This window comes from Streptomyces sp. NPDC031670, from assembly GCF_055580545.1.
The window spans coordinates 127,087-153,939 of record NZ_JBVILC010000006.1 but is presented as its reverse complement, the minus strand read 5'-3'; the positions used below and the strand labels follow the sequence as shown (position 1 = coordinate 153,939).

The window sequence follows — 26,853 nt, the reverse complement described above, 5'->3', positions numbered from 1 at the left end:
GCCTGCCCCGCGGGCGGACGGCGCCACTTTCGCAACACGCCCTGACGGATCAGCCGGGCGCCGGCGGCCGTCCGCCCACCACGGTCACCGCCAGCGCGCCCGCCCGGCAGCCGGCCTGAGCGGCCTCGGCCGGGCCCGCGCCCGCGAGGAGCGCGGCGAGGAAGCCGCCCGTGAAGGCGTCGCCCGCGCCCGTCGAGTCGACGGCGGCCGTGTCCGGCTCCGGTGCCGCCACCCGGGCGACGATCTCACCGCCCACCGCCACCAGCGCCCCGACCGCCCCGAGCGTCACCGCGACCAGCGGGAACCTTCGGCTCAACTCGGCCGCCGCCCCGGCCGGTTCGGCGAGGCCGCTGAGCAGCCGCGCCTCGTCGGCGTTGGGCAGCAGCGCCTGGACGCCCTCGGCCGCGGCCAGGAACCGCTCGACACCCAGCTCGGCCAGGAACCCCGCCGACGCCGGATCCAGACTCACCGGAACCCCGGCCTCCAGCGCTGAGCGGCACGCTGTGCGGGCCAGTTCACGGCTGGCGTCGGCGAAGAACAGATAGCCCGAGAGATGCAGCCGTCCGACGCCGTCCAGGAACGCCGGGTCCCAGTCGGCGGGGGATATGCGCAGCACGGCGCCGCTGTCGGTGAGGAAGGTGCGCTCGGCGGTCGCGGCGTCGACCAGCGAGACCACGGTGGCGGTGGGCGTCACCGGGTCCGCGACCAGCAGCGGCCGTACGCCCGCCCGCCGCAGCCCCCGCTCGTGCCAGTCCAGCGCGTCGGTCCCGACCCGGCCCAGGACGCGCACGTCCGTGCAGCCCGAACGGGCTGCCCAGCAGGCGGCGTTGGCGCCCGCACCGCCCGGAACCGTACGGATCTCGGCCGCCGTGTCCGTGGCCGGAGCCAGCGGCCCGCGGTGCCGGGCCACGACATCGGTCACCACGTCCCCGACGACCAGCAGGCCTCGCGGAGCAGCCGGTTCCGGTCCGGCGGGCGCGTCCGTCACAGCGCCGCCGCGATCGCCGCCGCCAGCCGTACGTTGCCGCGCACCGCCGCCACGTTCGCCTCCAGGGACGCCCCACCGGTGCGCCGCACCAGATGGTCGAGCAGGAACGGGGTGACGGCCTGGCCCGTGACGCCCTGCTCGCGGCAGGCGGCGAGGGCCTCGGCCAGTACCCGGTCGTGCAGCTCCGGATCGAGCTGCTCGGCCTCCGGGACCGGATTGGCCACGATCAGCGCCGAATCGAGGTCGATCGCCTCATGGGACCGCAGGACGTCGGCGACCTCCCGCGGGGTGTGCACCGTCCAGTCGACCGGCTCACCGGAGTCGGCCAGATAGAAGCCGGGGAAGCGGTCCGTTCCGTAACCCACCACCCCGATGCCGAGCGTCTCCATCCGCTGGAGCGTCGCCGGGACGTCGAGGATCGACTTCACTCCCGCGCACACCACCGCCACCGGGGTACGGGCCAGGAGCTGGAGGTCCGCCGACTCGTCCTGGGTCTCCGTCCAGCCGCGGTGGACCCCGCCGAGGCCGCCGGTGGCGAAGACGCGGATGTCCGCCCAGTGCGCCAGATAGGCGGTCGCGGAGACCGTGGTGGCCCCGCTCGCGCCCGTGGCCAGCGCCATGGGCAGATCGCGGTGGCCCAGCTTGCGCAGACCGCCGCCCGCGACCCGCTCCAACTGGTCCTTGTCCAGGCCGACGTGGGGGCGCCCGTCCAGCACCGCGACCGTGGCGGGGACGGCGCCCTGGGCCCGGACCAGCTCCTCCAGCTCCGTGGCCACCCGCAGATTGCGCGGGCGCGGCAGTCCGTGGGCGATGATCGTGGACTCCAGAGCGACCACGGGACGCCCCTCGGCCCGGGCCTCCCGCACCTCGGCGGACACCTTGAGTACGTCGTCGTAGGACATGCCCCATCCCTGGCGCGCCCGCGCACCGCGTAAACGTCCCCGGGGCGATCACCCGTGCGAGGCGCGCGGCAGGAGGTCCGCGGAGGCGGTGGCCGCGAGGCCTACGGGGCCCGCCCCCGCGACCCACTCGGCAGGAGTCCGCTCCCGGTCGGCGGTTCCGGCCGGAGGCGGCGTCGGGGGCGGCGCGGCAGGTGGCTAGATTGGCGCGCCATGACGACCAATGATCACATCGAGACCCCTTCCGCCGACGCGTTCGCACCGGCCTCCTTCGTCGTGCACATCCCGGACGCCGAGCTGGAGCCCGAACCCCTGGACCCCGGCCAGATCGTCTCCGGCACCCCGGAGGTCACCGGAAAGGTGCTCTGGGAATCGCCCGACGGCAAGCAGGTGCGCGGCATCTGGCAGATCACGCCCGGGGTGGTGACCGACACCGAGGCGAACGAGCTCTTCGTGGTGGTCGGCGGACGGGCGACCGTCGAGGTGGCGGGCGGCGACACCCTGGAGCTCGGCCCGGGCGACGCGTGCGTGCTGCGGGAGGGCGACCGGACGACCTGGACCGTGCACGAGACGCTGCGCAAGGCGTACCACATCAGCCTGTAGCCCCCTGCGGCTCCCGCCGGTCGGCCGCCCGCCCCGGAGCGCTCAGAACAGCGGCTGCGGCAGCACCCCCTCCAGGGCGAGCAGCCGCCGCTTGGTCTCCAGGCCGCCGCCGAACCCGCCCAGCCCGCCGTCGCTCTCCACCACCCGGTGGCAGGGCACCACCACGGGCAGCGGGTTGGACCCCATGGCGGCGCCCACCGCCTGCGCCGCCCGGGGGCGGCCGACCCGGTCGGCGAGGTCGCCGTACCCCACCACCGTCCCGTACGGAACGGTCGCCTCCAGTGCTTGCAGCACCTGCCGGTTGAAGCCGGAGGACAGCGACCAGTCCAGCGGCAGGTCGAAGACGCGCAGATCACCCGCGAAGTACGCCTCCAGCTGCCGTATGGGCTCGGCGAGCGGGCCCGTCCCGTGGCCGCGGGCCGGGGACGGTTCGGCCCCCAGCCGGGCCGCCAGGCCCCGCAGGGCCCTGTCCCGGACCGCCTCCCGGGCGTGGAAGACCACGCTCACCAGCCCCTGGTCGGTCGCGGCCAGCAGCAGAGGGCCGATGCCGCCGCCGACGACCGCCCACTCCACCCGCCCCGGCCCCCGCGGGGCGCCCTCGAACCGCACGTCGCTGTCCATGCCGTCACCGTACGGCGCGCCACTGACAACGCCGCCCGGCCGGCTCCGGGCGCCAGTCCGTCCGGACACCGGGGGGCCGTTCGCCGCCCGGCGGACCGGGGTCCGTTTGCTCTCGTGGAACTACGGAAAACAGGCCCTCCCGGTTCAAGGTGTCGACAAATTGGCGCGAAAATGTTTGCCTGTCGCTCGGCGAGCCTTAATGTCGCCCCGAACCAGGGCCTCGGCGACAGCAGTGGGCCTCTTCAGTCGGTAGTCGGTACGGGGTGAAGGGCACACATATGCACGGGACGGTCGACGGCTTCACCTACGGACTCGTCACGCCGGTGGTGGCGTTCCTCATGGCCTGTCTGGGCGGCGCGCTCGGGCTGCGCTGCACCGCCAGGTCCCTACGGGCCGACCGGCCCTTCAGAGCGCTGTGGCTGGCGCTCGGGGCCACCTCCATAGGCTCCGGCATCTGGACCATGCACTTCATCGCGATGATGGGCTTCTCGGTCCGCCAGGAGGTGCTCGGCTACGACCGGCCGATCACGTTCGCCAGTCTGGGCCTGGCCGTCGTGATGGTCGGCATCGGCATCTTCATCGTCGGCTACCGGGGCGCCACGCCCCTGGCACTGGTCACCGGCGGGACCATCACCGGGCTCGGCGTGGCGTCGATGCACTACCTCGGCATGGCCGGAATTCGACTGCACGGGGAGTTCGCTTACAACACCCTCACCGTCAGCCTCTCCGTGGTCATCGCGGTCGTCGCCGCCACCGCCGCGCTCTGGGCGGCCGTCTCCGTCAGGGGCTTCCTGGCCAGCCTCGGCGCCAGCGTCGTCATGGGCCTGGCCGTGAGCGGTATGCACTACACCGGCATGGCCGCGCTCAGCGTCCATCTGCACGAGGGCGCGGGCACCACCACCGGGGACTCACCGGCCACCGTGCTGGCGCCGATGCTGATCGGCCCGGTGGCCTTCCTGGTGCTCGCGGGCGTCGTCGTGATGTTCGACCCGCTCGTGGTGATGGGCAGGCCCGAGTGGGAGAAGCGACCGCCCCGCCCGGCGCCCGCCCCCCGCCACCTCCCGTCCTTCCCCGAGCGCACCCAGTGGGCCGCCCCGCACCGGCCCGGCGAGGGCTCCTCGTCCCCGCACGACTGGTGATCCGGGGCCGCGGGCACCCGGCCGCACCCCCGCCGCCGGGCCGATCACGCCCGACTGTCAGTGGGGGGTCGTACGGTGGTTGCATGCGGCCCGTTTCCAAGATCGAACGTACGGTGGCGCCTTTCGAGGTCGTCAGCCCCTACCAGCCCAGCGGCGACCAGCCGGCGGCCATCGCCGAGCTGGAGCGGCGCATCCGCGCAGGTGAGAAGGATGTCGTCCTGCTGGGTGCGACCGGCACCGGAAAGTCGGCGACGACTGCCTGGATGATCGAGAAGCTCCAGCGCCCCACGCTGGTCATGGCGCCGAACAAGACGCTGGCGGCCCAGCTGGCGAACGAGTTCCGCGAGCTCCTGCCCAACAACGCCGTCGAGTACTTCGTCTCGTACTACGACTACTACCAGCCCGAGGCGTACGTCCCGCAGTCGGACACGTACATCGAGAAGGACTCCTCGATCAACGAGGAGGTCGAGCGGCTGCGCCACTCGGCGACCAACTCGCTGCTGACCCGCCGCGACGTGATCGTGGTGGCCTCCGTCTCGTGCATCTACGGCCTGGGCACGCCGCAGGAGTACGTGGACCGGATGGTGCAGCTGAAGGTCGGCGAGGAGATCGACCGCGACCAGCTGCTGCGCCGCTTCGTCGACATCCAGTACACGCGCAACGACGTCGCCTTCGCGCGCGGCACGTTCCGGGTGCGCGGCGACACCATCGAGATCTTCCCGGTCTACGAGGAGCTGGCCGTCCGGATCGAGATGTTCGGCGACGAGATCGAGGCGCTGTCCACCCTGCACCCGCTGACCGGCGAGATCATCAGCGAGGACCGGGAGCTGTACGTCTTCCCCGCCAGCCACTACGTGGCGGGTCCCGAGCGCATGGAGAAGGCGGTCACCGGCATCGAGAAGGAGCTGGAGCAGCGCCTCGCCGAGCTGGAGAAGCAGGGCAAGCTCCTGGAGGCCCAGCGGCTGCGGATGCGGACCACGTACGACATCGAGATGCTGCGCCAGATCGGCAGCTGCTCCGGCGTCGAGAACTACTCGATGCACTTCGACGGCCGCGAGCCCGGCACCGCGCCCAACACCCTGCTCGACTACTTCCCGGACGACTTCCTGCTGGTCCTCGACGAGTCGCATGTGACCGTCCCCCAGATCGGCGCGATGTACGAGGGCGACGCCTCCCGCAAGCGCACCCTGGTCGACCACGGCTTCCGGCTGCCCTCCGCGATGGACAACCGGCCGCTGAAGTGGGAGGAGTTCCTGGGCCGCGTCGGCCAGACCGTCTACCTCTCCGCAACCCCCGGCAAGTACGAGCTGTCGCGCGGCGACGGCTTCGTGGAGCAGATCATCCGCCCCACCGGCCTGGTCGACCCCGAGGTCGTGGTCAAGCCCACCGAGGGACAGATCGACGACCTGGTGCACGAGATCCGCAAGCGCACCGAGAAGGACGAGCGCGTCCTGGTCACCACCCTCACCAAGAAGATGGCCGAGGACCTCACCGACTACTTCCTGGAGATGGGCATCCAGGTGCGGTACCTGCACAGCGACGTCGACACCCTGCGCCGGGTCGAGCTGCTGCGCGAGCTGCGCGCGGGCGAGTACGACGTGCTGGTCGGCATCAACCTGCTCCGGGAGGGCCTGGACCTGCCCGAGGTGTCGCTCGTCGCGATCCTCGACGCCGACAAGGAGGGCTTCCTGCGCTCGGGGACCTCGCTGATCCAGACCATCGGCCGCGCGGCGCGCAACGTCTCCGGCCAGGTCCATATGTACGCCGACAAGATCACCCCGGCGATGGAGAAGGCCATCGAGGAGACCAACCGCCGCCGGGAGAAGCAGGTCGCGTACAACAAGGAGCGCGGGATCGACCCGCAGCCGCTGCGCAAGAAGATCAACGACATCGTCGCGACCATCGCGCGCGAGGAGGTCGACACCGAGCAGCTCCTCGGCTCCGGCTACCGCAAGGCCAAGGACGGCAAGAGCGCCAAGGCGCCGGTGCCCGCGCTCGGCGCCAAGGCGGCCAAGGCGAAGGCCAAGGCGGGCAAGGGCGGCACGGTCCTCACCGACCGCCCGGCGGCCGAACTCGCCGAGCAGATCGAGGAGATGACCGAGCGGATGCGCGCCGCAGCCGCCGAGCTCCAGTTCGAGATCGCCGCCAGGCTGCGGGACGAAGTGGGGGAGCTGAAGAAGGAGTTGCGCCAGATGCGGGAGGCGGGTCAGGCCTGACGGTCCGGCACCCGGTGTGTTGCAAGACCGACACAAATCCGCCCCGCGCGGTGGCGCACATCGCGCCACTGCGTAGGGTCGGGGCCGAGAACGTAGGAATGCGGAGAGGGGACAGCGCGTGACGGTCAATCTGACCAAGGGCCAGGCCATCAGCCTGGAGAAGCAGGGTGGCGGCACCCTGACCGCGGTGCGGATGGGGCTCGGCTGGCAGGCGGCGCCCCGCCGCGGCCTGTTCGGCTCGCGCACCCGGGAGATCGACCTGGACGCGTCGGCGGTGCTCTTCGCCGACAAGCAGCCGGTGGACGTGGTGTTCTTCCGCCACCTCGTCAGCGACGACGGCTCGGTGCGCCACACCGGCGACAACCTGGTGGGCGGCGCCGGCCAGGGCGGCGACGACGAGTCGATCCTCGTCGACCTCCAGCGGGTCCCGGTCCACATCGACCAGATCGTCTTCACGGTGAACTCCTTCACCGGCCAGACGTTCCAGGAAGTGCAGAACGCGTTCTGCCGCATCGTCGACGAGACCAACGGCCAGGAGCTGGCGCGCTACACGCTGGACGGCGGCGGCCAGTACACCGCGCAGATCATGGCGAAGGTGCACCGCGCGGGCGCCGGCTGGCAGATGACCGCCATCGGCAACCCGTCCAACGGACGCACCTTCCAGGACCTGATGCCGGCGATCCTGCCGCACCTGTAGGCGCGGCTCCCCGCAGACACCGGCGGCCGTCACGGCCGCACCCGCAGCTCCCGGCGGCAAGGCCGCCGGGAGCTGCCCCGCACCACCGTGCACCACCGGCACTCGACGAGGGGACGAAGCGATGACGGCCGAGCTGGTACGGGGACAGAACCACCCCCTGCCCCGGACCCGACTGGAGATCCGGGTGTCGGCCGGCACCCCGGTCGTCGCCGGTGCCACCCTGGGCGACGAGAGCGGCACCGTGCGCGGGACCGAGTGGGTGGCCCACCCCGGCACGCCCACCCTGCCGGGCCTGGAGGTCTCCCGGCAGGCCGCCGCCGACCACCGCCTCGCCGTGGACCTGGAGGCGCTGCCACAGGGCGTGCACCGGGTGAGCGTGCTGCTGGCGCTGCCGCCGGGAGGCGGACCGAGCCGTTTCGCGGCCGTCGCCGCGCCCTTCGTGGCCGTCACCGGCCTCGACGGCACCGAGGTCGCCACCTACACGATCACCGGCCTGGACGCGGAGTCGGCGGTGGTCGCCCTGGAGCTCTACCGGCGCGACGGCGTGTGGAAGGTCCGCGCGATCGGCCAGGGCTACGCGGGCGGCCTCGCCGACATGCTCGTCGACCAGGGCCTGCCGCAGGCCCGCGAGCTCGCCGCCGTCGTCCTGGACGCGGTCGCCCTGGGCGCCTCCCGCTCGGTCGCGGCGCCCCCGCCGCGGACGGCCGACGCCCGTACGGCCGACGAGGGACAGGTGCGTACGGCGGCGGGCGCCGGCGGGAGCGACGCGGGCCCCGCGGGCGCCGCGCCCGCCCCGGAGGCGCCCCAGCAGCCCCTCACGGACAGCGGGCCCGTCGACTACGCCCACCCGCGCCGCAAGAACACCACGCCCCCGCCGCCGCCTCCCACCGCGGCGCCCGCCGCCCCCGGCGAGCCCCCGTCCCCGGTGGCGGGCGACGCCACCGGCTGGTCCATGGACGAGCGGCTCTACAACCAGGTGTGGGGCATGTTCGAGGACCTGGCCCGCACCACCGCCGCGTACCGCAGCGCCGTCGACTTCGCGGACTCGCGGATGGAGCAGGAGCTCGACCGGGCCCTGGCCGATCCGCGCAGCCGGATCGGCTCCACCGGCGACCTGGCCCGCCGGGAAGCCGAGGCCCGCCGCGAGCAGCTCGTCGCCCGCGCGCGCGAGGCGTTCGACCGGGACGTGGCGCAGTTGACCGCCGAGTCCGAGGTCGTCGAGCCCGCCCTGCCGGCCGCGTACGCCCGCTGGGACAACCCCGTCTGGCACGCCTACCGGGTGCCGATGGAGATCCCGATGGCCCTGCGCGTCGGGGACCTGCGGCTGCCCGAGCGGCCGGAGCTGCGCATTCCGATGCTGGTGCGGCTGCCGCTGGAGCGCGGGCTGTGGATCGACTCCGGCCGCTCCGGCTCCGAGGCCGCCGCCTTCATGGACGCCGAGCAGGTCAAGCGGCTCGCCAGGGAGACCGCGGTGGCGCTGGCGGCCCGGCTCCTCGCGGTGTACCCGGCGCACGAGTTCGCGGTGCACGTCGTGGACCCGGCGGGCGCGGCGGCGGGGGCGTTCGCGCCGCTCACGCGCGCGGGGGTGCTCGCCGCGCCGCCCGCGGCCGGGGCCCAGGGGGTGGCGGACGTGCTCGCCCGGCTCACCCAGCGCGTCGACCTGCTCCAGATGGCCGCGCGGGGCGGTGCCGGGGCGGACGCGCTGCCGCCCGGCACGGACACCGCCGAGCAGCTCCTGATCGTCAACGACTTCCCGCACGGCTTCGACGACCGCGCGGTCAACCAGCTTCGCTACCTGGCCGACGAGGGCCCCTCGGTCGGGGTCCATCTGCTGATGGTCGCGGACCGCGAGGACGCCGAGGCGTACGGGCCGGTGCTCCAGCCCCTGTGGCGGTCGCTGCTGCGGCTCACGCCGGTGCCGGAGGACCACCTGGCGGACCCGTGGGTGGGGCACGCCTGGACGTACGAGCCGCCGTTGGTCCCGGCCGGCAGCGCGGTCCTGGGGCAGGTGCTCGATCAGGTCGCGGACGCGAGGCGCGCCTGGCCGCGTTGACGTCCTTCCCCTGCCGACAGGGCTGTTCCGGGCCCGCGACCACCAGCGCCTTGGTTCTTCTTTACCCTTCCCTTTACCTTCTCTTGGTGATTGGGGTAGGGTTCTTGGTGCGGAGGGGAGTACTCCCGACTGCGGCGTTCCCGTCAGTACGGACCGACCTGACCGGTTCCGGGGCGCCGGCCCAGAGGCGACGGCACGACCTGGGTGGAGGAGACCTCCGGCAGCGACGACGCTGATCTGTAGCGGTACGAAGCCGGAGGCACTGTGGACGTTTCGATGACCCTGTGGGTACTGACCATTCTCGGTCTGTGCGCCCTGATCGCGGCCGACTTCTTCATCGGACGCAAACCCCATGACGTGTCGGTCAAGGAGGCCGGGATCTGGACGGTGGTCTGGATCGTGCTCGCCGCGCTCTTCGGAGTGGGCCTGCTGGTCTTCGGCAACAGCCAGGCGTCCGGCGAGTTCTTCGCGGGCTTCATCACCGAGAAGTCGCTCTCCGTGGACAACCTCTTCGTCTTCATCCTGATCATGGCGAAGTTCTCGGTGCCGACCCAGCTCCAGCAGCGCGTCCTGCTCTTCGGCGTGCTGATAGCCCTGGTGCTGCGGGCGGTCTTCATCGCGGCCGGCGCCGCCATCATCGCCAGCTTCTCCTGGGTCTTCTACCTCTTCGGCGCCTTCCTGATCTACACCGCCTGGAAGCTCGTCCAGGAGGCGCGCTCCGACGAGGAGGACGAGGAGTTCGAGGAGAACCGGCTGCTCAAGTCCGTGGAGCGGAAGTTCGGCGTCGCCGACCGGTACCACGGCACCAAGCTCTTCATCCAGGAGCACGGCAAGAAGGTCATGACGCCGCTGCTCGTCGTCATGCTCGCCATCGGTATGACCGACGTGCTGTTCGCGATGGACTCCATCCCCGCGATCTTCGGTCTGACCCAGGACCCGTACATCGTCTTCACCGCCAACGCCTTCGCGCTGATGGGCCTGCGCCAGCTGTACTTCCTCATCGGCGGACTGCTCGAGAAGCTGGTCCACCTCAGCTACGGCCTCTCGGTGATCCTCGGCTTCATCGGCGTGAAGCTGGTGCTGCACGCCCTGCACGAGAACGGGGTGAACGTCCCGGAGATCTCCATCCCCGTCTCGCTGGGCGTCATCTGCGGCGTACTGGTGATCACCACGGTCACCAGCCTGATGGCCACCAGGAAGCAGACGGCGGCCGAGGCGGACGAGAAGAAGAGCGTCGGGGTCTGACCCCGGGGCGCGCGGTGCATCGGCACCGGCGCGCGCACCGGCCGAGCGGGCGCCCGGTTGCCGCGCCCCTCGGCCGGTGCTTGCTTGGACGCAGAGAGCCCCCGGTCCGCGGGGGCCCTGCGGACCAGGAGGACCCATGAAGTTCGCGCAGATCATCGACTTCGAGACCGAGCGGGCGGACGAGATGCGCGAGCTCATCCGTCAGTACGAGGAGCGGGCCCGCTCGGAGGGCCGCAAGCTCGGCCCCACGCACCGCACCCTGCTGCGCGACCGGTCCAACCCGAACCGCTATCTGGCTGTCGTCGAGTTCGACTCGTACGAGGAGGCCATGGCCAACAGCGACGCTCCGGAGACGAGCGAGCTCGCGCAGCGGCTCGCGGCGCTCTCGACGAGGCCGCCCGTCTTCACGGACTGCGATGTGGCGGAGTCGGGGGCGCTGTAGCGGCGGCGTCCCGGTGGCCCCCTAGGCGGGCGCGGCCTCCGGTCGCGCCGGGGCCGCTCCGGCCACCGGCCGGGTCTCCGGCAGGAGCGCGACACAGCCCAGGCTCAGCAGCGCCACCCCGGTCAGATACGCCGCCACGCCCCACGGCGGCCCCCCGCCGCGCGCGAGGGCGGTCGCCATCAGCGGGGTCAGGGCGCCACCCAGCACCCCGCCCAGGTTGTAGCCGACGGCGGCGCCCGTGCAGCGCACCCGGGGCTCGTAGAGCTCGGGCAGATAGGCCGCGATCACCGCGAACATGGTGACGAAGGCGAGCAGCGCGCCCAGGGACCCGGCGAGGATCAGCAGCGGCTCGCCGGTCTGGAGCAGCGCCACCATCGGGAACATCCACAGGGCGCAGCCCGTGCACCCCGCAAGACAGAGCGGCCGACGTCCGTACCGGTCGGCGAGCAGGGCCGGAACGGGGGTCAGCGCGCCCTGGACGGCCACGGCGGCCAGCACACAGAGCAGCATGACCGTACGGCTCACCCCGAGCCGCTCGGTGGCGTACGACAGCGCCCAGGTGGTCACCGCGTAGAAGACGGCGTAGCAGACCGAGAGCGCCCCCGCCGTCAGCAGCACCAGCCGCCAGTGGTCGCGCAGCACCTCCGCCAGCGGCAGCCGGGCGCGGTCGCCGAGCTCCTGGAACCGCGGGCTCTCGGTGAGCGAGGAGCGCAGCAGCAGTCCGCCCGCGGCGAGCAGCCCCGCCCCCCAGAACGGCACCCGCCACCCCCAGGAGCGGAACTCGGCGTCGCTCAGCCCCGCCGACAGCGCCAGCGTCACCCCGTTGGCCAGGAGGAACCCCAGGGACGGGCCCATCTGCGGAAAGGACGTCCACAGCACCCGGCGCCGCGCGGGCGCGTGCTCCACGGTCAGCAGCACGGCCCCGCCCCACTCGCCGCCCAGGCCGAACCCCTGGACGAAGCGCAGCAGGAGCAGCAGCACGGGGGCGGCGGCCCCGATCGTCGCGTACGAGGGCACGCAGCCGACGGCGACCGTGGCGAGCCCGGTCAGGAACAGTGAGAGGAACAGCACCGGCCGTCGTCCGTACCGGTCACCGATGTGGCCGAAGACGACAGAACCGAGCGGACGGGCGATGAACCCGATCCCGAAGGTGCCGAAGGCGGCCAGGGTGCCGACGAGCGGCGAGAACGTCGGAAAGAAGAGCGGGCCCAGGACGAGGGCCGCGGCCGTGCCGTACACGAAGAAGTCGTAGAACTCGACAGCCGTCCCGGCGAGCGAGGCGGCGGCGAGCCGGGCCATGGAGGGTGGCGCGTGGCTGGAGGGGGCGGTGGGGGAGAAGCGCATGCCGCGCCAACTACCCGCGCGTATCGGCGGTTACGTGTCGCTGCGCAGGGCGTGCGGAAGCGCGCCCGCGCTGTGACGAGCGCCGCGGCGCGGTCCGGCTACCAGCCGCGCGCGTGCCACTCCGGCAGCTTGGGGCGCTCCTCGCCGAGCGTGGTGTCGTTGCCGTGGCCCGGGTACACCCACGTCTCGTCCGGCAGGACCGCGAAGAGCTTGGTCTCCACGTCGTGCATCAGGGCGGCGAAGGCCCGCGGGTCCTTGTGGGTGTTGCCGACCCCGCCCGGGAAGAGGCAGTCGCCGGTGAACAGATGCGGGTGGCCGTGCGGGTCGTCGTAGACCAGCGCGATCGAGCCGGGGGTGTGGCCGACCAGATGGCGGGCGGTCAGCTCGACCCGGCCCACGCGGATGGTGTCACCGTCCTCGACGAGGACGTCGGTCGGCACGGTGATGCCCTCGGCGTCGTGGCGTCCCGCGTAGGTCCTCGCGCCGGTGGCGGCGACGACCTCGGCGAGCGCCTGCCAGTGGTCGCCGTGGCGGTGGGTGGTGACGACGGACTTGATGCCGTCGTCACCGATCAGCGTCAGCAGGGTCGAGGGGTCGGCCGCCGCGTCGATCAGGAGCTGCTCACCCGTGGCGCGGCAGCGCAGCAGATACGCGTTGTTGTCCATCGGGCCCACCGCGACCTTGGAGATCATCAGATCGCCGAGCTCGTGGACATCCGCAGGACCGCCGACCCTGACCGTTCCGCTGTACGTCATGGGCTCAGCGTAGCCCGGGGCCTACAGGGGCGGCAGGGCGGGCAGCGGGCCGCCGGTGACCTCCAGGGCCGCTCCGCTCCTGCGGCCCGCGAGCCAGCCCAGCAGGTCCCAGGCGGGGCCGCCCACGGTCACCGCGGGGCCCTGGGTGCCGCCGGTGCGCAGGGTGTGGCCGTTGCCACCGGTGAGGGTGACCGGCGGCAGAGCGGCGTGCCCCGAGAAGCGGTCGGCCAGGAACTGGATCTCGCGCCGGACGAACTCGTCGGGCAGGTCCTCCAGCTCGTAGCCGGTGCCCAGGTCGACGTGGTGCAGCTCGACCTCGATCAGTCGCCGGAAGGGGATGCGGGCGGCCTGGTCCAGGACGCCGTTGCGGAGCTCGACGGTGCGGGTCCAGTCGGCGTCCCTGGCGCCCTCCTCCTGGAAGCGGGCTGCGCTCTCGCGCAGGTCGGCGAGGTGCACGTCGAGCGGGCGCGCGGCATCGCGCGCGATGTCGGCGTCGCGGGCCTCGGCGCTCTCGTACATCGGGCGCCCGGCGAGGACGTTCACCAGCGCGTCGGCGTTGCGGGCGAGGTGGGCGAGCACGTGCCCGCGGCTCCAGCCGGGCAGCCGTGACGGCTCGGAGAGCGCCGCGTTGTCCATTTTGCCCGCTGCGGTGAGCAGTCGTTCGGTGGCTTCCCGTACAGAGGCCAGGTCGTGCGCATGATCAATCATGGGGCCGACGATAGTCCCGCCACTCATTCGGGTGAAGGCGCTTGGACGAGTCCGTAAATCGAATGCGCGTGCTATAGGCTCGTCGGTGGCATCAGGCATCCTTGGTAATAGCAATCCATCGCCCAGGCGACCCCCCATAGTCTGAGACGGGGGCTCCGCCCCCTGCTTCTCTTCAAGAAAGGTGCGGACCGGCGTGGCCGACCGTCTCATCGTCCGTGGCGCGCGCGAGCACAATCTCAAGAACGTCTCGCTCGACCTCCCGCGCGACTCCCTCATCGTCTTCACCGGGCTCTCGGGGTCGGGCAAGTCGTCCCTCGCGTTCGACACGATCTTCGCCGAGGGGCAGCGCCGTTACGTCGAGTCGCTCTCCTCGTACGCCCGCCAGTTCCTCGGCCAGATGGACAAGCCGGACGTCGACTTCATCGAAGGTCTGTCGCCCGCGGTCTCCATCGACCAGAAGTCGACCTCGCGCAACCCGCGCTCGACGGTCGGCACCATCACCGAGGTCTACGACTACCTGCGTCTGCTCTTCGCGCGCATCGGCAAGCCGCACTGCCCCGAGTGCCGCCGGCCGATCACCCGCCAGTCGCCGCAGGCCATCGTCGACAAGGTGCTCGAACTGCCCGAGGGCAGCCGCTTCCAGGTGCTCTCGCCGCTGGTGCGCGAGCGCAAGGGCGAGTTCGTCGACCTCTTCGCGGACCTCCAGACCAAGGGCTACAGCCGCGCGCGCGTGGACGGCGAGACGGTCCAGCTCTCCGAGCCGCCCAAGCTCAAGAAGCAGGAGAAGCACACCATCGAGGTGGTCATCGACCGCCTCACGGTGAAGGACTCCGCCAAGCGCCGCCTCACCGACTCGGTGGAGACCGCGCTCGGCCTCTCCGGCGGCATGGTGGTGCTCGACTTCGTCGACCTCGCGGCCGACGACCCCGAGCGCGAGCGGATGTACTCGGAGCATCTCTACTGCCCGTACGACGACCTGTCCTTCGAGGAGCTGGAGCCGCGCTCCTTCTCCTTCAACTCGCCCTTCGGCGCCTGCCCCGACTGCACCGGCATCGGTACGCGCATGGAGGTCGACCCCGACCTGATCATCCCGGACGAGGACAAGTCCCTCGACGAGGGCGCCATCTCCCCCTGGTCGCTCGGCCACACCAAGGACTACTTCGCCCGGCTGGTCGGCGCGCTCGCCGACGAGCTCGGCTTCCGTACGGACATCCCCTGGGCGGGGCTGCCCCAGCGCGCCAAGAAGGCGCTGCTGAACGGCCACAAGACCCAGATCGAGGTGCGCTACCGCAACCGGTACGGACGGGAGCGGGCCTACACCACCGCCTTCGAGGGGGCGGTGCCGTTCGTCAAGCGGCGCCACTCGGAGGCGGAGTCCGACGGGGCGCGCGAGCGCTTCGAGGGCTATATGCGCGAGATCCCCTGCCCGACCTGTCAGGGCTCGCGACTGAAGCCGCTGGTCCTCGCGGTCACCGTGATGGACCGCTCCATCGCCGAGGTCTCCGCGATGTCGATCAGCGACTGCGCCGACTTCCTGGGCGAGCTCAAGCTCAACGCGCGCGACAAGAAGATCGCCGAGCGCGTCCTGAAGGAGGTCAACGAGCGGCTGCGCTTCCTCGTCGACGTCGGCCTCGACTACCTCTCGCTCAACCGCGCCGCCGGGACGCTCTCGGGCGGCGAGGCCCAGCGCATCCGCCTCGCCACCCAGATCGGCTCCGGCCTGGTCGGCGTGCTCTATGTGCTGGACGAGCCCTCGATCGGTCTGCACCAGCGGGACAACCACCGTCTGATCGAGACGCTGGTCCGCCTGCGCGACATGGGCAACACCTTGATCGTCGTCGAGCACGACGAGGACACCATCAAGGTGGCCGACTGGGTCGTCGACATCGGCCCCGGCGCAGGTGAGCACGGCGGCAAGGTCGTCCACAGCGGCCCGTTGAAGCAGCTCCTCGCCAACAAGGAGTCGATGACCGGGCAGTATCTGGCGGGCAAGAAGTCCATCCCGCTGCCGGACGTACGCCGTCCCGTGGACCCCTCGCGCAAGCTCACCGTGCAAGGGGCCAAGGAGAACAACCTCCGGGACATCGACGTCTCGTTCCCGCTGGGTGTGCTGACGGCCGTCACCGGTGTCTCCGGCTCGGGCAAGTCGACCCTGGTCAACGACATCCTCTACACCCACCTCGCGCGCGAACTGAACGGCGCGCGGACCGTGCCCGGGCGGCACACGCGCGTGGAGGGCGATGACCTGGTCGACAAGGTCGTCCACGTCGACCAGTCGCCCATCGGACGTACGCCCCGGTCGAACCCGGCGACGTACACCGGCGTCTTCGACAACGTGCGCAAGCTGTTCGCGGAGACGATGGAGGCGAAGGTGCGGGGCTACCTCCCGGGCCGCTTCTCCTTCAACGTCAAGGGCGGGCGCTGCGAGAACTGCTCGGGCGACGGCACGATCAAGATCGAGATGAACTTCCTGCCGGACGTGTACGTGCCGTGCGAGGTCTGCCACGGGGCGCGCTACAACCGGGAGACGCTGGAGGTCCACTACAAGGGCAAGTCCATCGCGGAAGTCCTCGACATGCCGATCGAGGAGGCGCTGGACTTCTTCGAGGCGGTGCCGACGATCGCCCGCCACCTGCGGACGCTGAACGAGGTGGGGCTCGGGTACGTCCGGCTCGGCCAGTCGGCGCCGACGCTGTCGGGCGGTGAGGCGCAGCGCGTGAAGCTGGCGTCCGAGCTCCAGAAGCGGTCCACGGGGCGGACGGTGTACGTGCTGGACGAGCCGACCACCGGTCTCCACTTCGAGGACATCTCGAAGCTGATCAAGGTCCTGTCGGGGCTTGTCGACAAGGGGAACTCGGTGATCGTCATCGAGCACAACCTCGACGTCATCAAGACGGCGGACTGGGTCGTGGACATGGGCCCCGAGGGCGGCAGCGGTGGCGGTCTGGTGATCGCCGAGGGTACGCCGGAGCAGGTCGCGTCCGTGGCGGCGAGCCACACCGGGAAGTTCCTGCGGGACATCCTGGGGGCGGACCGGATCAGCGACGCGGAGCCGGTCGCGCCGGTGTCGGCGCGGCGGGGGGTCAAGCGGGCGCCCGCGAAGAAGACGGTGGCGGCGAAGGGGGCCGCGGGGTCGGGGTCTGCCAAGGCCTCTGCGAAGGTTCCGGCGAAGAAGGCGGTGTCGCGGGCGCGGAAGGCCTGAGCGTCTCGGTCCCGGGGGAGTGTCCCCCGGGGCCCCGGGATCCCGGCTGGTTGGCGGGTGTCCGGCCGGCCGGGCCGGGTGGGGCGCCTGCGGCGGGCTGGATTCCCCACCCCGCCCCTTCCCGTAAGCCCTCGCCGGGCGGCCGGGTTTTTTGGGTGCGGGCCGTGGTGGGCTTGTCGCGCAGTTCCCCGCGCCCCTGGGGGTCGGCGGGTCGGCCCCGGTTTTTTGGGTGCGGGCCGTGCGGGCTGGTCGCGCGGTTCCCCGCGCCTCTGGGGGGTCGGCGGGTCGCCGGTTCTTTGGGTGCGGGCCGTGGGGGCTGGTCGCGCCGTTCCTCGCGCCCCTGGCCACTTCGGCGCCTTCGGTGATCGGGGAGTCGGTGGTCCTGGCGGAGGCGGTGGGTCAGGGTAGTCGTGGTGCGGGGGGCAGCGTCGCTGCGTGGGGTGGTTCCGCGCCTCGGTTCGCGCAGGTCAGGGCTGCCGCGTGGGCCGCGTAGGCCAGGGCCGACCGCCAGGCCGCCGCGGGCAGCGGACCCCGTCCCGCCACCACGTGCAGCAGCGCCGCGTTCACCGTGTCCCCCGCCCCGATCGTGTCGACCACCTCGACGCGCTCGCCGGGGACGGAGACCTCCTCCCCGGCGCGGGTCCACACCGTCAGCCCCGCCGCGCCCCGCGTCAGCACCACCGCCTCCGGGCCCGCCGCCAGCCACTCCCGTACCCCGCCGCCCAGCCACGCCGCGTCCTCCTCGGACAGCTTCAGCAGGGACACATACGGCAGCCAGGAGCGGAAGCGGGCCCGGTAGGCGTCCGGGTCGGGGATCAGGCCGGGACGGATGTTCGGGTCGAGCAGGGTGAACAGGCCCCGCCCCGACTCCCGCCGCAGCAGCGCCTCGTACGCGCTCGCCCCGGGCTCCAGGACCAGCGAACACGTGCCGAGCGCCAGCGCGCGTACGCCGGAGGGGAGGGCCGGCGGCAGCTCGAAGAGGCGGTCCGCGGTTCCGGAGGCGTAGAAGCCGTAGCCGGCGCCCCCGTCCGCCCCGACCGTCGCCACCGCCAGCGTCGTCGGCTCGGGGCCGCGCTGGACCAGCGAGGTGTCGACACCGGCGGCGCGCAGCCCGTCGAGCAGGGCCTCGCCGAAGCCGTCCGTCGACACCCGGGAGCAGAAGGCGGCCTCGGCGCCGAGCCGTCCCAGGGCCACCGCCGTGTTGTACGGGCCGCCGCCGCGCCGGGGCGACAGGGGGCCCAGCCGGTCACCGGCACGCTCCGGGACCAGGTCGATGAGGGCTTCTCCGGCGACGACGATCACGCGGCCGAACGTACACCCATCCGGACCCGCCCCGACTCGGCACCACCCCGCCCCTGGCCCCACCACCCCCGCCGGTATCGTCGGATACGTCACCAACCCCCCATGACCCGTGGAGACCCCATGTCCGGCCAGCCCGCCGCCCGTCGCACCGTGCTGAAAGGCGCGGCCCTCGCCGGGGCCGCGGGGCTGGGTGTGGCCGCCTGCTCCACCGACTCCAAGCTCGGCCACGCCCAGACGCCGACCCCGACCGCCCCGGTAGCCCTGGGCGCGCCCGAGGAGATCCCGGTCGGCGGGGCCAAGCTCTACCGTGAGCAGCGCCTGATGGTGTCCTGCCCGGCCAAGGGCGAGTACAAGGCGTTCAGCGCCCAGTGCACCCACGCCGGCTGCGTCCTGGACAAGATCGAGGACGGGCACGGGAACTGCCCCTGCCACGGCAGCCGCTTCAACGTCATGACCGGCCAGCCCGTGCACGGACCGGCGACCGTGCCGCTGCCCGCCGTCCCGGTGAAGGTGAAGGACGGCAGGCTGGTGGCCGGTCCCGACGCCTGAGCGGGGCATCCCGCCGCGCCTGGGGCGTGGTGCGAAAGTCCCGCCCGCCCCCGCGACGCCCGCACGCGCGCTAGGCCCAGTCCCAGTCGATCCCCAGGATCCCCGGCCGCACCCCCTGCTCGACCAGGTGCACCGTCCGGTGCTGCCCGCTCAGCGTCAGATCGCCCCGGGCCGAGCGGGCCGAGCCGGCCGAGTTCCGGGCGAAGCGCCGGCACCGTACCGGCAGGGCGTGCTCGTCGAAACGGACCTGGAGCACGTACTGCCCGCCCGCGAAGCTGAAGCCGCGTACGTACTCGCTGCTCGGGCCCGCCGTGCCGTCCTCGAAGCCGTAGCCGAAGAGGTACGTCTCCCCGGCTCTGAGCCGGGCGTCGAAGAGCAGCTCGGCCACCAGGACCCCGGTGTCGGCGTCCCAGCGCACCCGGCCGGTGCGGCAGTTCTCGACGGCGCGCACCCGCACCCGGGACGGGTCGCAGCCGGGGTCGCCGTGGTGGATGGCGAGATAGCGGTCGATCCCGTCCCGGTGGGCCCGCACCACCTGCTGGGAGTCGCGGCCGAGCAGTTCGCGGCCCGCCCCGACGCGTACCCGCTCGTGGTGGCCGACCGTGTGCAGGCCGCCGTCCACCGGTGACTCCAGGTCCGTGATCAGCCGCTCGACGATCCCGGAGGCCTCCACCAGCGAGCGGTAGGAGCGGGCCGCCGGGCGCTCCGCCCCGTCGCGGGCCTCGCCGTCGTCGAGCAGCCGCAGCAGCGAGCGGTCCGGCAGCCCGAGGACCTCCTCCAGGGCACGCACGGCCCGCAGCGACTCGGCGCGCTGCGGCCGTCGGGCACCCTGCTGCCAGTAACTGAGGCTGGTCACACCGACCTTGACCCCGCGCCCCGCGAGATGGTGCTGGACGCGCTGGAGCGGAAGACCGCGAACGGCGAGCGCGGTGCGCAGCGCCAGATGGAACGGGCCGGTGTGCAGCACCTGTGCGAGATCGGCATCGGTGTGGAGCATGGGGGACTCCTCGGGACGGCTTCGGATCCGGTGGGGGGTGGCCGTACGGGTCCGGTCCCGCCGTGTCGGTGGCCGGGAGGGCCGTACGGACCTGGTTCAACCGCGCTGCCGGTCAGGGGGCTTCGGGCCGCACAGTGAACGTTCACGGCGGGGGGTGGTCACGGGTCGCCGCGGGACCCGGGTGGCCTGGTGGGCCGGGAAGGCCTGTTCACATGGAGGCCACTCCGTTCACACCCGCGTCTCACCCCGCATTGAAGCGCGTTGACCAGCCCACGACAACGTTCGATGCTCACCGAAAGCGTCCGGACGCGCTCCTCCAATCCCCACACCCCCCGCTTCGGGAGGAACGCGATGCACAACCGCAAGAGACGGCTTCCGGCCCTCGCCCTCGTGGTGACGGCCCTGCTCGTCGCCCCCACGGCGAGCGCCGTCGCATCCCCGCACGAGCACGCCGCCACCGCAGCCGCCACGTCCACGACCGCCGCCGACACCCGTACCGCCGCCGATACGCCGTCCGCCGCCGCGGTGACGACCGCCACGTCGAAACGGCTCGACATCACCATGCAGGCCCAGCAGAAGGACAACTGGTGCTGGGCCGCGTCCGGCAACACCATCGCCACCTGGTTCGGGCGCTCCTACAGCCAGAACCAGTTCTGCAACGCCGCCTTCGGGCGCCAGCAGGGGTACGACTGCCCGAACTGGCAGGCGGACCTGGGCAATGTGCAGACCGCCCTGGACTGGGCCGGGATCAGCTCCGGCTCCTACGTGAGCGGCTGGCTGCGCTACTCGACCGTCCAGACCGAGATCAACGCCAACCGGCCCATGGAGAGCCGCATCCAGTGGTCGAGCGGCGGCGGTCATATGCAGGTGATCTACGGGTACGACACCGCGAACAGCTGGGTGTACTGGGGCGACCCCTGGCCCTCCAGCAACCGCTACAACTGGGCCTCGCACGCCTGGTACGTCGACAACGACTCGTTCTCCTGGACCCACTCGCTCTACCGGATCGGGGCGTGACGACGATGACCCTGCGACGTCTGTCCTCCTCCTGCGCCGCCGTCGCGGCGCTGCTCACCGGGCTCACCGGACTCTGCGCCCCGGGCGCGGCGGCCGACCCGAACCCCCTCGCGTCGGCGGACTCCAGGGCCGCCGCCCACCGGGCCGCGGCGGCGCCCGCGACCCTCGCCACGCTCTCCCGCTTCTTCGCCCGGGACGGCAAGGTGTCCCTGGCCGCCGTCGCCCCGCGCATCCAGGGCGAGCCGGTGCCCGTCTACGCGCTCTCCCCGGAGTTCGTCGCCGGGCGGGCGGGGGCGCCGGTCGCGAAGCTGGAGTACCTCGCCTCCACGGCCGTCTCCTCGGACGGGCAGAAGGCCTCCCTGTGGGCGGTGCCGCAGGGCGGGACCTGGCAGGTCGTGAACATCGCCACCGGTGACGACGAGGCCCGCTACGCCGCGGCGGGCGCGAGCCGGCTGCCGGGCGGCACGGTCTTCCAGGAGCCGCAGATCAACGCCTGGTACGTCCAGAAGGGCGCCACCGTGCTCCCGCTGGACGAGGACGCCGTGCGCGCGGTCGGCGCCCGGGGCACCACGCTGGCCGCCTACAGGCAGCGCGTCCGGCGGGCCTACGGCGACAAGCTGCCCGGCTCCGCGTACGCGAGGTCCGGCAAGGCCGGCGGGTTCGGGCGGACCCCCGAGGAGACCCGGGCCCAGGCCGCGGCTGCCTCCTCCGCCGCGGCTGTCTCCGCAGGCCACGGTGGCGGTACGGGCACGGCCGCCTCGGTGACCGCCGGCGCGGGCGCGCTCGCGGCGGCGGGCCTGGGCGCGGTGGCGCTGCGCCGCCGCAGGCGCGGGGTGAACCCGGCGTAGGCCGCCGGACGGACCGGGTGACCGGCCGCGGATCGTACGCGGCCGGTCACGCGGTTCCCCGCGCCCGAAGAGGGCCCGCCCCGTGAAACCGCGTTGTCGGTCCCCGCCAGTAGGGTGGTGGCCATGGCAGACCCCTCCACCTACCGCCCCAAGCCGGGACAGATCCCCGACTCGCCGGGGGTCTACAAGTTCCGGGACGACCACCGCCGGGTGATCTACGTCGGCAAGGCCAAGTCCCTGCGCCAGCGGCTCGCGAACTACTTCCAGCCGCTCACCAGCCTGCACCCGCGCACGGCGACGATGGTCACCACGGCCGCGTCCGTGGAGTGGACGGTCGTCTCCACCGAGGTCGAGGCGCTCCAGCTCGAGTATTCGTGGATCAAGGAGTTCGATCCCCGCTTCAACGTCAAGTACCGCGACGACAAGAGCTATCCCTATCTGGCGGTCACCCTCAACGAACAGTTCCCGAGGGTGCAGGTGATGCGGGGCGCCAAGAAGAAGGGCGTGCGCTACTTCGGTCCGTACGCGCACGCGTGGGCGATCCGCGAGACCGTGGACCTGATGCTCCGCGTCTTCCCGGTGAGGACCTGCTCCGCCGGGGTGTTCAAGCGCTCCACCCAGATCGGCCGGCCCTGTCTGCTCGGCTACATCGGCAAGTGCGCGGCCCCCTGCGTCGGCCGGGTCACACCCGAGGAGCACCGCGAACTGGCCGACGACTTCTGCGACTTCATGGCCGGGCGCACGGGTACGTACATCCGCCGCCTGGAGAAGGACATGGCGGCGGCGGCCGAGGAGATGGAGTACGAGCGGGCCGCGCGGCTGCGCGACGACATCGGGGCGCTGCGCCGGGCCCTGGAGAAGAACGCTGTGGTGTTCGCCGACGCCACCGACGCGGACCTGATCGCGGTCGCCGAGGACGAGCTGGAGGCGGCCGTGCAGATCTTCCATGTGCGCGGCGGACGGGTGCGCGGCCAGCGCGGCTGGGTCACCGACAAGGTCGAGGCCGTCGACACGGCGGGCCTGGTGGAGCACGCCCTCCAGCAGCTGTACGGGGAGGAGACCGGCGACTCCGTACCGAAGGAGGTGCTGGTCCCGGCGCTGCCCGAGGACGCCGAGTCGGTCGGCGCGTGGCTGGCCGGGCGGCGCGGGTCGCAGGTGTCGCTGCGCATCCCGCAGCGCGGCGACAAGAAGGACCTGATGGCGACGGTCGCGCGCAACGCGCAGCAGGCGCTCGCGCTGCACAAGACCAAGCGCGCCTCCGACCTGACCACCCGCTCCCGGGCCCTGGAGGAGATCGCGCAGGCCCTTGACCTGGACAGCGCGCCGCTGCGGATCGAGTGCTTCGACATCTCCCACCTCCAGGGCGAGGACGTGGTGGCCTCCATGGTCGTCTTCGAGGACGGCCTGGCCCGCAAGAGCGAGTACCGGCGCTTCCAGATCAAGGGCTTCGAGGGCCAGGACGACGTCCGGTCCATGCACGAGGTCATCACCCGCCGCTTCAAGCGGTACCTGGCGGAGAGCGCCCGGCTGGGGGAGTGGGCGGACGGCGAGGAGGGCGCTGCCGGACCGGCTCCCTCCGGTGAGGTCCCGGCGCCCGGCGAGGCCCCGGCGGAGGCCGGACCCCGTACCGAGGACGGGCGGCCCAAGCGGTTCGCCTATCCGCCGCAGCTCGTGGTGGTCGACGGCGGGCAGCCGCAGGTGGCCGCCGCCAAGCGGGCCCTGGACGAGCTGGGGATGGACGATGTGGCGGTCTGCGGGCTCGCCAAGCGTCTGGAGGAGGTCTGGCTGCCGGACGACGACGACCCCGTCGTCCTGCCGCGCTCCAGCGAGGGGCTGTATCTGCTCCAGCGCGTGCGTGACGAGGCCCACCGGTTCGCCATCACCTACCAGCGGGTCAAGCGGACCAAGCGGTTCAAGGCGAGCCCCCTGGACGACGTGGCGGGCCTGGGCGAGTCCCGCAAACAGGCTCTGATCAAGCATTTCGGCTCGGTGAAGCGGCTGCGGTCGGCGACAATCGAGCAGATCTGTGAAGTTCCCGGGATAGGCCGCAAGACGGCCGAGACCGTGGCGGCGGCCCTGGCACAGGCAGCTCCGGCCGCACCCGCCGTGAACACGGCGACAGGAGAGATCATTGAAGAGGACGACGGGGGATCCGCGAAATGACTGAGCACGACCGAACAGACGCAGAAGCTGGAGCCGCACACGTGAGTACGGGCACGACGAACGACGCCGTAGAGCCGGCCATCCCCGAGCTGGTGATCATCTCCGGCATGTCCGGCGCCGGACGCAGCACCGCCGCCAAGTGCCTGGAGGACCTCGGCTGGTTCGTCGTCGACAACCTGCCGCCCGCGCTGATTCCCACCATGGTGGAGCTCGGCGCCCGCTCCCAGGGCAATGTGGCCCGCATCGCCGTCGTCGTCGACGTGCGGGGCCGCCGGTTCTTCGACAACCTCCGCGAGTCGCTGGCCGACCTGGACTCCAAGCAGGTCACCCGGCGGATCGTCTTCCTGGAGTCCTCGGACGACGCGCTGGTGCGCCGCTTCGAGTCGGTCCGCCGCCCGCACCCCCTCCAGGGCGACGGCCGGATCGTCGACGGCATCGCGGCCGAGCGCGACCTGCTGCGCGAGCTGCGCGGCGACGCCGACCTGGTGATCGACACCTCCAGCCTCAACGTCCACGAGCTGCGCGCCAAGATGGACGCCCAGTTCGCCGGGGACGAGGAGCCGGAGCTGCGCGCCACGGTGATGTCGTTCGGCTACAAGTACGGTCTGCCGGTCGACGCCGACCTGGTGGTGGACTGCCGCTTCCTGCCGAACCCGCACTGGGTGCCGGAGCTGCGCCCGTACACGGGCCTGAACGAGGAGGTGTCCGGTTACGTCTTCAACCAGCCGGGCGCCAAGGAGTTCCTCAACCAGTACAGCGAACTGCTCCAGCTGATCGCCACGGGCTACCGCCGCGAGGGCAAGCGGTACGTGACGATCGCCGTCGGCTGCACGGGCGGCAAGCACCGCTCCGTGGCCATGTCCGAGAAGCTGGCCGCCCGTCTCGCCTCCGAGGGAATCGAGACCGTCGTCGTCCACCGGGACATGGGGCGCGAGTGAAGGTGTACCGACGGCGCACGCGCGGGCCGGTGCCGGGCACCGGCCGCAAGCGTGGCGCCCAGCCCAAGGTCGTCGCCCTCGGTGGCGGCATGGGCCTCTCCGCGTCGCTCGCGGCGCTGCGCCGGATCACCGGCGACCTGACCGCCGTCGTCACCGTGGCCGACGACGGCGGTTCCAGCGGCCGGCTCCGCGAGGAGCTGGGCGTGCTGCCGCCGGGCGATCTGCGCAAGGCCCTGGCGGCTCTCTGCGGCGACGACGACTGGGGCCAGACCTGGGCCCGGGTCATCCAGCACCGCTTCCAGTCCCAGGGCGAGCTGCACGAGCACGCGGTCGGCAATCTGCTGATCGTCGCCCTGTGGGAGCAGCTGGGCGACCACGTCCAGGCGCTCGACCTGGTCGGCAGGCTCCTGGGGGCGCACGGCAGGGTGCTGCCGATGTCCGCGGTCCCACTGGAGCTGCAGGCGCTGGTGCGCGGCCACGACCCGGACCGCCCCGACGACGTGGACACCGTCCGGGGCCAGGCCACGGTGGCGCTCACCCCGGGCGAGGTGCAGTCGGTCAACCTGGTGCCGCACGACCCGCCGGCCGTCCCGGAGGCGGTGGAGGCCGTCCTGGACGCCGACTGGGTGGTGCTGGGGCCCGGCTCCTGGTTCTCCTCGGTGATCCCGCATCTGCTGGTGCCCGAGCTGCTCGACGCGCTCACGGTGACCAAGGCCCGCAAGGTGCTCTCGCTGAACCTGGCGCCCCAGCCCGGCGAAACCGATGGCTTCTCTCCGCAGCGTCATTTGGAGGTTTTGGGACGACACGCCCCTAAACTCGCCCTGGACGTGGTGCTGGCCGACGTGGCCGCCGTGCCCGACCGCGAGTCCCTCGCCGACGCCGCCAAACAGCTCGGCGCCGTGGTCGAGCTGGCGGCGGTCGCCGCGCCCGACGGGTCCCCCAAGCACGACCGGGAGCTGTTGGCCGCCGCGTACGACCGTATTTTTCGGATGCATGGAAGGATCGGCCCATGGCGATGACGGCAGCGGTGAAGGATGAGATCTCCCGGCTTCCCGTCACCCGGACCTGCTGCAGAAAGGCGGAGGTCTCGTCGATCCTGCGGTTCGCCGGCGGCCTCCACCTGGTCAGCGGTCGCATCGTGATCGAGGCGGAGCTCGACACCGCGATGGCGGCGCGCCGCCTCAAGCGGGACATCCTGGAGATCTTCGGCCACAGCTCCGAGCTGATCGTGATGGCTCCGGGCGGTCTGCGCCGCGGTTCGCGCTTCGTCGTACGGGTGGTGGCGGGCGGCGACCAGCTGGCACGCCAGACCGGTCTGGTCGACGGCCGGGGCCGCCCCATCCGGGGTCTCCCGCCGCAGGTGGTCTCGGGGGCCACTTGTGACGCCGAGGCGGCCTGGCGCGGGGCCTTCCTCGCCCACGGCTCGCTCACCGAGCCGGGCCGCTCCTCCTCCCTGGAGGTGACCTGCCCGGGGCCGGAGGCCGCCCTCGCGCTGGTCGGCGCGGCCCGCAGGCTTCAGATCGCCGCCAAGGCCCGCGAGGTGCGCGGTGTGGACCGCGTGGTCGTGCGCGACGGGGACGCGATCGGCGCGCTGCTCACCCGCCTCGGGGCGCACGAGTCGGTGCTCGCCTGGGAGGAGCGGCGGATGCGCCGGGAGGTCCGGGCCACCGCCAACCGCCTGGCCAACTTCGACGACGCCAATCTGCGCCGCTCGGCGCGGGCCGCCGTCGCCGCCGGGGCCCGGGTGCAGCGCGCCCTGGAGATCCTGGGCGAGGAGGTGCCGGAGCACCTGGCCGCCGCCGGACGGCTGCGCATGGAGCACAAGCAGGCCTCTCTGGAGGAACTGGGCGCTCTCGCCGAGCCGCCGCTGACCAAGGACGCGGTCGCGGGCCGGATCCGCCGGCTGCTGGCCATGGCGGACAAGCGGGCGCAGGATCTGGGCATCCCCGGCACGGAGTCCAATCTGACCGAGGAGATGGCCGACGGCCTGGTCGGCTGACCGGGGGGAGTACCGCTCCGTTTCGCGTCGGCCCGGCTCCCGTACCGGCGGCGCCCCCAGGCTCCACCCTGTCGCGAACGGCGCCCACTTGGTGGGCGCCGGTTCCGGTTCCGCCCCCCTCGCGCGGT

Annotated in this window: 23 protein-coding genes; 15 read left to right on the top strand and 8 right to left on the bottom strand. The window is 72.4% G+C overall.

What is annotated here, in order from left to right:
- Positions 1-49: 49 nt before the first annotated feature.
- Both ACZ5ID_RS14050 and ACZ5ID_RS14045 read right to left on the bottom strand, forming a co-directional pair.
- Complete coding sequence (locus ACZ5ID_RS14050) at positions 50-988, bottom strand: carbohydrate kinase family protein (RefSeq protein ID WP_468897186.1); 939 nt, start codon at positions 986-988, stop codon at positions 50-52.
- Positions 985-1,890, bottom strand: a complete 906-nt coding sequence (locus tag ACZ5ID_RS14045; protein WP_468897184.1) for a pseudouridine-5'-phosphate glycosidase — start codon at positions 1,888-1,890, stop codon at positions 985-987. The genes ACZ5ID_RS14050 and ACZ5ID_RS14045 overlap by 4 nt, the downstream gene beginning before the upstream one ends.
- A 210-nt stretch (positions 1,891-2,100) precedes the next feature.
- Here ACZ5ID_RS14045 and ACZ5ID_RS14040 point away from each other — a divergent pair, with 210 nt between their 5' ends.
- Positions 2,101-2,490, top strand: a complete 390-nt coding sequence (locus ACZ5ID_RS14040; RefSeq protein WP_468897182.1) for a cupin domain-containing protein — start codon at positions 2,101-2,103, stop codon at positions 2,488-2,490.
- Between the two features lie 42 nt (positions 2,491-2,532).
- Here ACZ5ID_RS14040 and ACZ5ID_RS14035 read toward each other — a convergent pair whose 3' ends face one another.
- Positions 2,533-3,111, bottom strand: a complete 579-nt coding sequence (locus ACZ5ID_RS14035; protein WP_468897180.1) for a methylated-DNA--[protein]-cysteine S-methyltransferase — start codon at positions 3,109-3,111, stop codon at positions 2,533-2,535.
- A 278-nt stretch (positions 3,112-3,389) separates the two neighbouring features.
- Between ACZ5ID_RS14035 and ACZ5ID_RS14030 the strand changes: the two genes are divergently transcribed.
- The 6 genes from ACZ5ID_RS14030 to ACZ5ID_RS14005 all read left to right on the top strand — a co-directional run bounded on the left by ACZ5ID_RS14030 (position 3,390) and on the right by ACZ5ID_RS14005 (position 10,903).
- The gene (locus ACZ5ID_RS14030) at positions 3,390-4,250 is read left to right on the top strand and encodes an MHYT domain-containing protein (RefSeq protein ID WP_468897178.1); all 861 of its coding nucleotides are present in this window, start codon (positions 3,390-3,392) and stop codon (positions 4,248-4,250) included.
- A gap of 83 nt (positions 4,251-4,333) precedes the next feature.
- Positions 4,334-6,466 carry an excinuclease ABC subunit UvrB gene (gene uvrB, locus ACZ5ID_RS14025; RefSeq protein ID WP_468897176.1) on the top strand — a complete coding sequence of 711 codons (2,133 nt, stop codon included), beginning with the start codon at positions 4,334-4,336 and terminating at the stop codon, positions 6,464-6,466.
- Between the two features lie 118 nt (positions 6,467-6,584).
- A complete protein-coding gene (locus ACZ5ID_RS14020) occupies positions 6,585-7,163 on the top strand; it encodes a TerD family protein (RefSeq protein WP_101387801.1) in 579 nt (192 codons plus the stop codon).
- 121 nt (positions 7,164-7,284) lie between these two features.
- Positions 7,285-9,216 (top strand): TerD family protein, encoded by a 1,932-nt coding sequence (locus ACZ5ID_RS14015; protein ID WP_468897174.1) that lies wholly within the window; start codon positions 7,285-7,287, stop codon positions 9,214-9,216.
- Between the two features lie 264 nt (positions 9,217-9,480).
- Positions 9,481-10,461, top strand: coding sequence for a TerC family protein (locus tag ACZ5ID_RS14010; RefSeq protein WP_468897172.1), 981 nt, complete (start codon positions 9,481-9,483; stop codon positions 10,459-10,461).
- A gap of 136 nt (positions 10,462-10,597) precedes the next feature.
- The gene (locus ACZ5ID_RS14005; protein ID WP_468897170.1) at positions 10,598-10,903 is read left to right on the top strand and encodes a hypothetical protein; all 306 of its coding nucleotides are present in this window, start codon (positions 10,598-10,600) and stop codon (positions 10,901-10,903) included.
- A 21-nt stretch (positions 10,904-10,924) separates the two neighbouring features.
- Here ACZ5ID_RS14005 and ACZ5ID_RS14000 read toward each other — a convergent pair whose 3' ends face one another.
- The 3 genes from ACZ5ID_RS14000 to ACZ5ID_RS13990 all read right to left on the bottom strand — a co-directional run bounded on the left by ACZ5ID_RS14000 (position 10,925) and on the right by ACZ5ID_RS13990 (position 13,710).
- Positions 10,925-12,202 (bottom strand): MFS transporter, encoded by a 1,278-nt coding sequence (locus ACZ5ID_RS14000; protein ID WP_468897493.1) that lies wholly within the window; start codon positions 12,200-12,202, stop codon positions 10,925-10,927.
- Positions 12,203-12,345: 143 nt separating this feature from the next.
- Entirely contained in the window at positions 12,346-13,002 is a 657-nt protein-coding gene (locus ACZ5ID_RS13995) for an MBL fold metallo-hydrolase (protein WP_468897168.1), read from the bottom strand.
- Positions 13,003-13,023: 21 nt separating this feature from the next.
- Positions 13,024-13,710: a maleylpyruvate isomerase family mycothiol-dependent enzyme gene (locus ACZ5ID_RS13990; RefSeq protein WP_468897166.1), complete on the bottom strand. Its 687-nt coding sequence runs from the start codon at positions 13,708-13,710 to the stop codon at positions 13,024-13,026.
- A 193-nt stretch (positions 13,711-13,903) separates the two neighbouring features.
- Between ACZ5ID_RS13990 and uvrA the strand changes: the two genes are divergently transcribed.
- Complete coding sequence (gene uvrA, locus ACZ5ID_RS13985) at positions 13,904-16,912, top strand: excinuclease ABC subunit UvrA (protein ID WP_468897164.1); 3,009 nt, start codon at positions 13,904-13,906, stop codon at positions 16,910-16,912.
- Positions 16,913-17,311: 399 nt separating this feature from the next.
- Here uvrA and ACZ5ID_RS13980 read toward each other — a convergent pair whose 3' ends face one another.
- Positions 17,312-18,214 (bottom strand): carbohydrate kinase family protein, encoded by a 903-nt coding sequence (locus ACZ5ID_RS13980; RefSeq protein ID WP_468897162.1) that lies wholly within the window; start codon positions 18,212-18,214, stop codon positions 17,312-17,314.
- A 120-nt stretch (positions 18,215-18,334) separates the two neighbouring features.
- Here ACZ5ID_RS13980 and ACZ5ID_RS13975 point away from each other — a divergent pair, with 120 nt between their 5' ends.
- Complete coding sequence (locus ACZ5ID_RS13975) at positions 18,335-18,763, top strand: Rieske (2Fe-2S) protein (RefSeq protein ID WP_406550813.1); 429 nt, start codon at positions 18,335-18,337, stop codon at positions 18,761-18,763.
- 70 nt (positions 18,764-18,833) lie between these two features.
- Here ACZ5ID_RS13975 and ACZ5ID_RS13970 read toward each other — a convergent pair whose 3' ends face one another.
- The gene (locus ACZ5ID_RS13970) at positions 18,834-19,760 is read right to left on the bottom strand and encodes a hypothetical protein (RefSeq protein ID WP_468897160.1); all 927 of its coding nucleotides are present in this window, start codon (positions 19,758-19,760) and stop codon (positions 18,834-18,836) included.
- Positions 19,761-20,111: 351 nt separating this feature from the next.
- Between ACZ5ID_RS13970 and ACZ5ID_RS13965 the strand changes: the two genes are divergently transcribed.
- The 6 genes from ACZ5ID_RS13965 to whiA all read left to right on the top strand — a co-directional run bounded on the left by ACZ5ID_RS13965 (position 20,112) and on the right by whiA (position 26,725).
- Positions 20,112-20,777 carry a papain-like cysteine protease family protein gene (locus ACZ5ID_RS13965; RefSeq protein WP_468897158.1) on the top strand — a complete coding sequence of 222 codons (666 nt, stop codon included), beginning with the start codon at positions 20,112-20,114 and terminating at the stop codon, positions 20,775-20,777.
- Positions 20,778-20,782: 5 nt separating this feature from the next.
- The gene (locus ACZ5ID_RS13960; protein WP_468897492.1) at positions 20,783-21,625 is read left to right on the top strand and encodes a hypothetical protein; all 843 of its coding nucleotides are present in this window, start codon (positions 20,783-20,785) and stop codon (positions 21,623-21,625) included.
- Positions 21,626-21,748: 123 nt separating this feature from the next.
- Complete coding sequence (uvrC, locus tag ACZ5ID_RS13955; protein ID WP_468897156.1) at positions 21,749-23,788, top strand: excinuclease ABC subunit UvrC; 2,040 nt, start codon at positions 21,749-21,751, stop codon at positions 23,786-23,788.
- Positions 23,785-24,726 carry an RNase adapter RapZ gene (gene rapZ, locus ACZ5ID_RS13950; protein ID WP_406550806.1) on the top strand — a complete coding sequence of 314 codons (942 nt, stop codon included), beginning with the start codon at positions 23,785-23,787 and terminating at the stop codon, positions 24,724-24,726. The genes uvrC and rapZ overlap by 4 nt, the downstream gene beginning before the upstream one ends.
- Positions 24,723-25,745, top strand: a complete 1,023-nt coding sequence (locus ACZ5ID_RS13945; protein ID WP_406550805.1) for a gluconeogenesis factor YvcK family protein — start codon at positions 24,723-24,725, stop codon at positions 25,743-25,745. The genes rapZ and ACZ5ID_RS13945 overlap by 4 nt, the downstream gene beginning before the upstream one ends.
- A complete protein-coding gene (gene whiA / locus ACZ5ID_RS13940; RefSeq protein WP_283143977.1) occupies positions 25,736-26,725 on the top strand; it encodes a DNA-binding protein WhiA in 990 nt (329 codons plus the stop codon). Before ACZ5ID_RS13945 ends, whiA begins: the two co-directional genes overlap by 10 nt.
- The last annotated feature ends 128 nt before the right edge of the window (positions 26,726-26,853 follow it).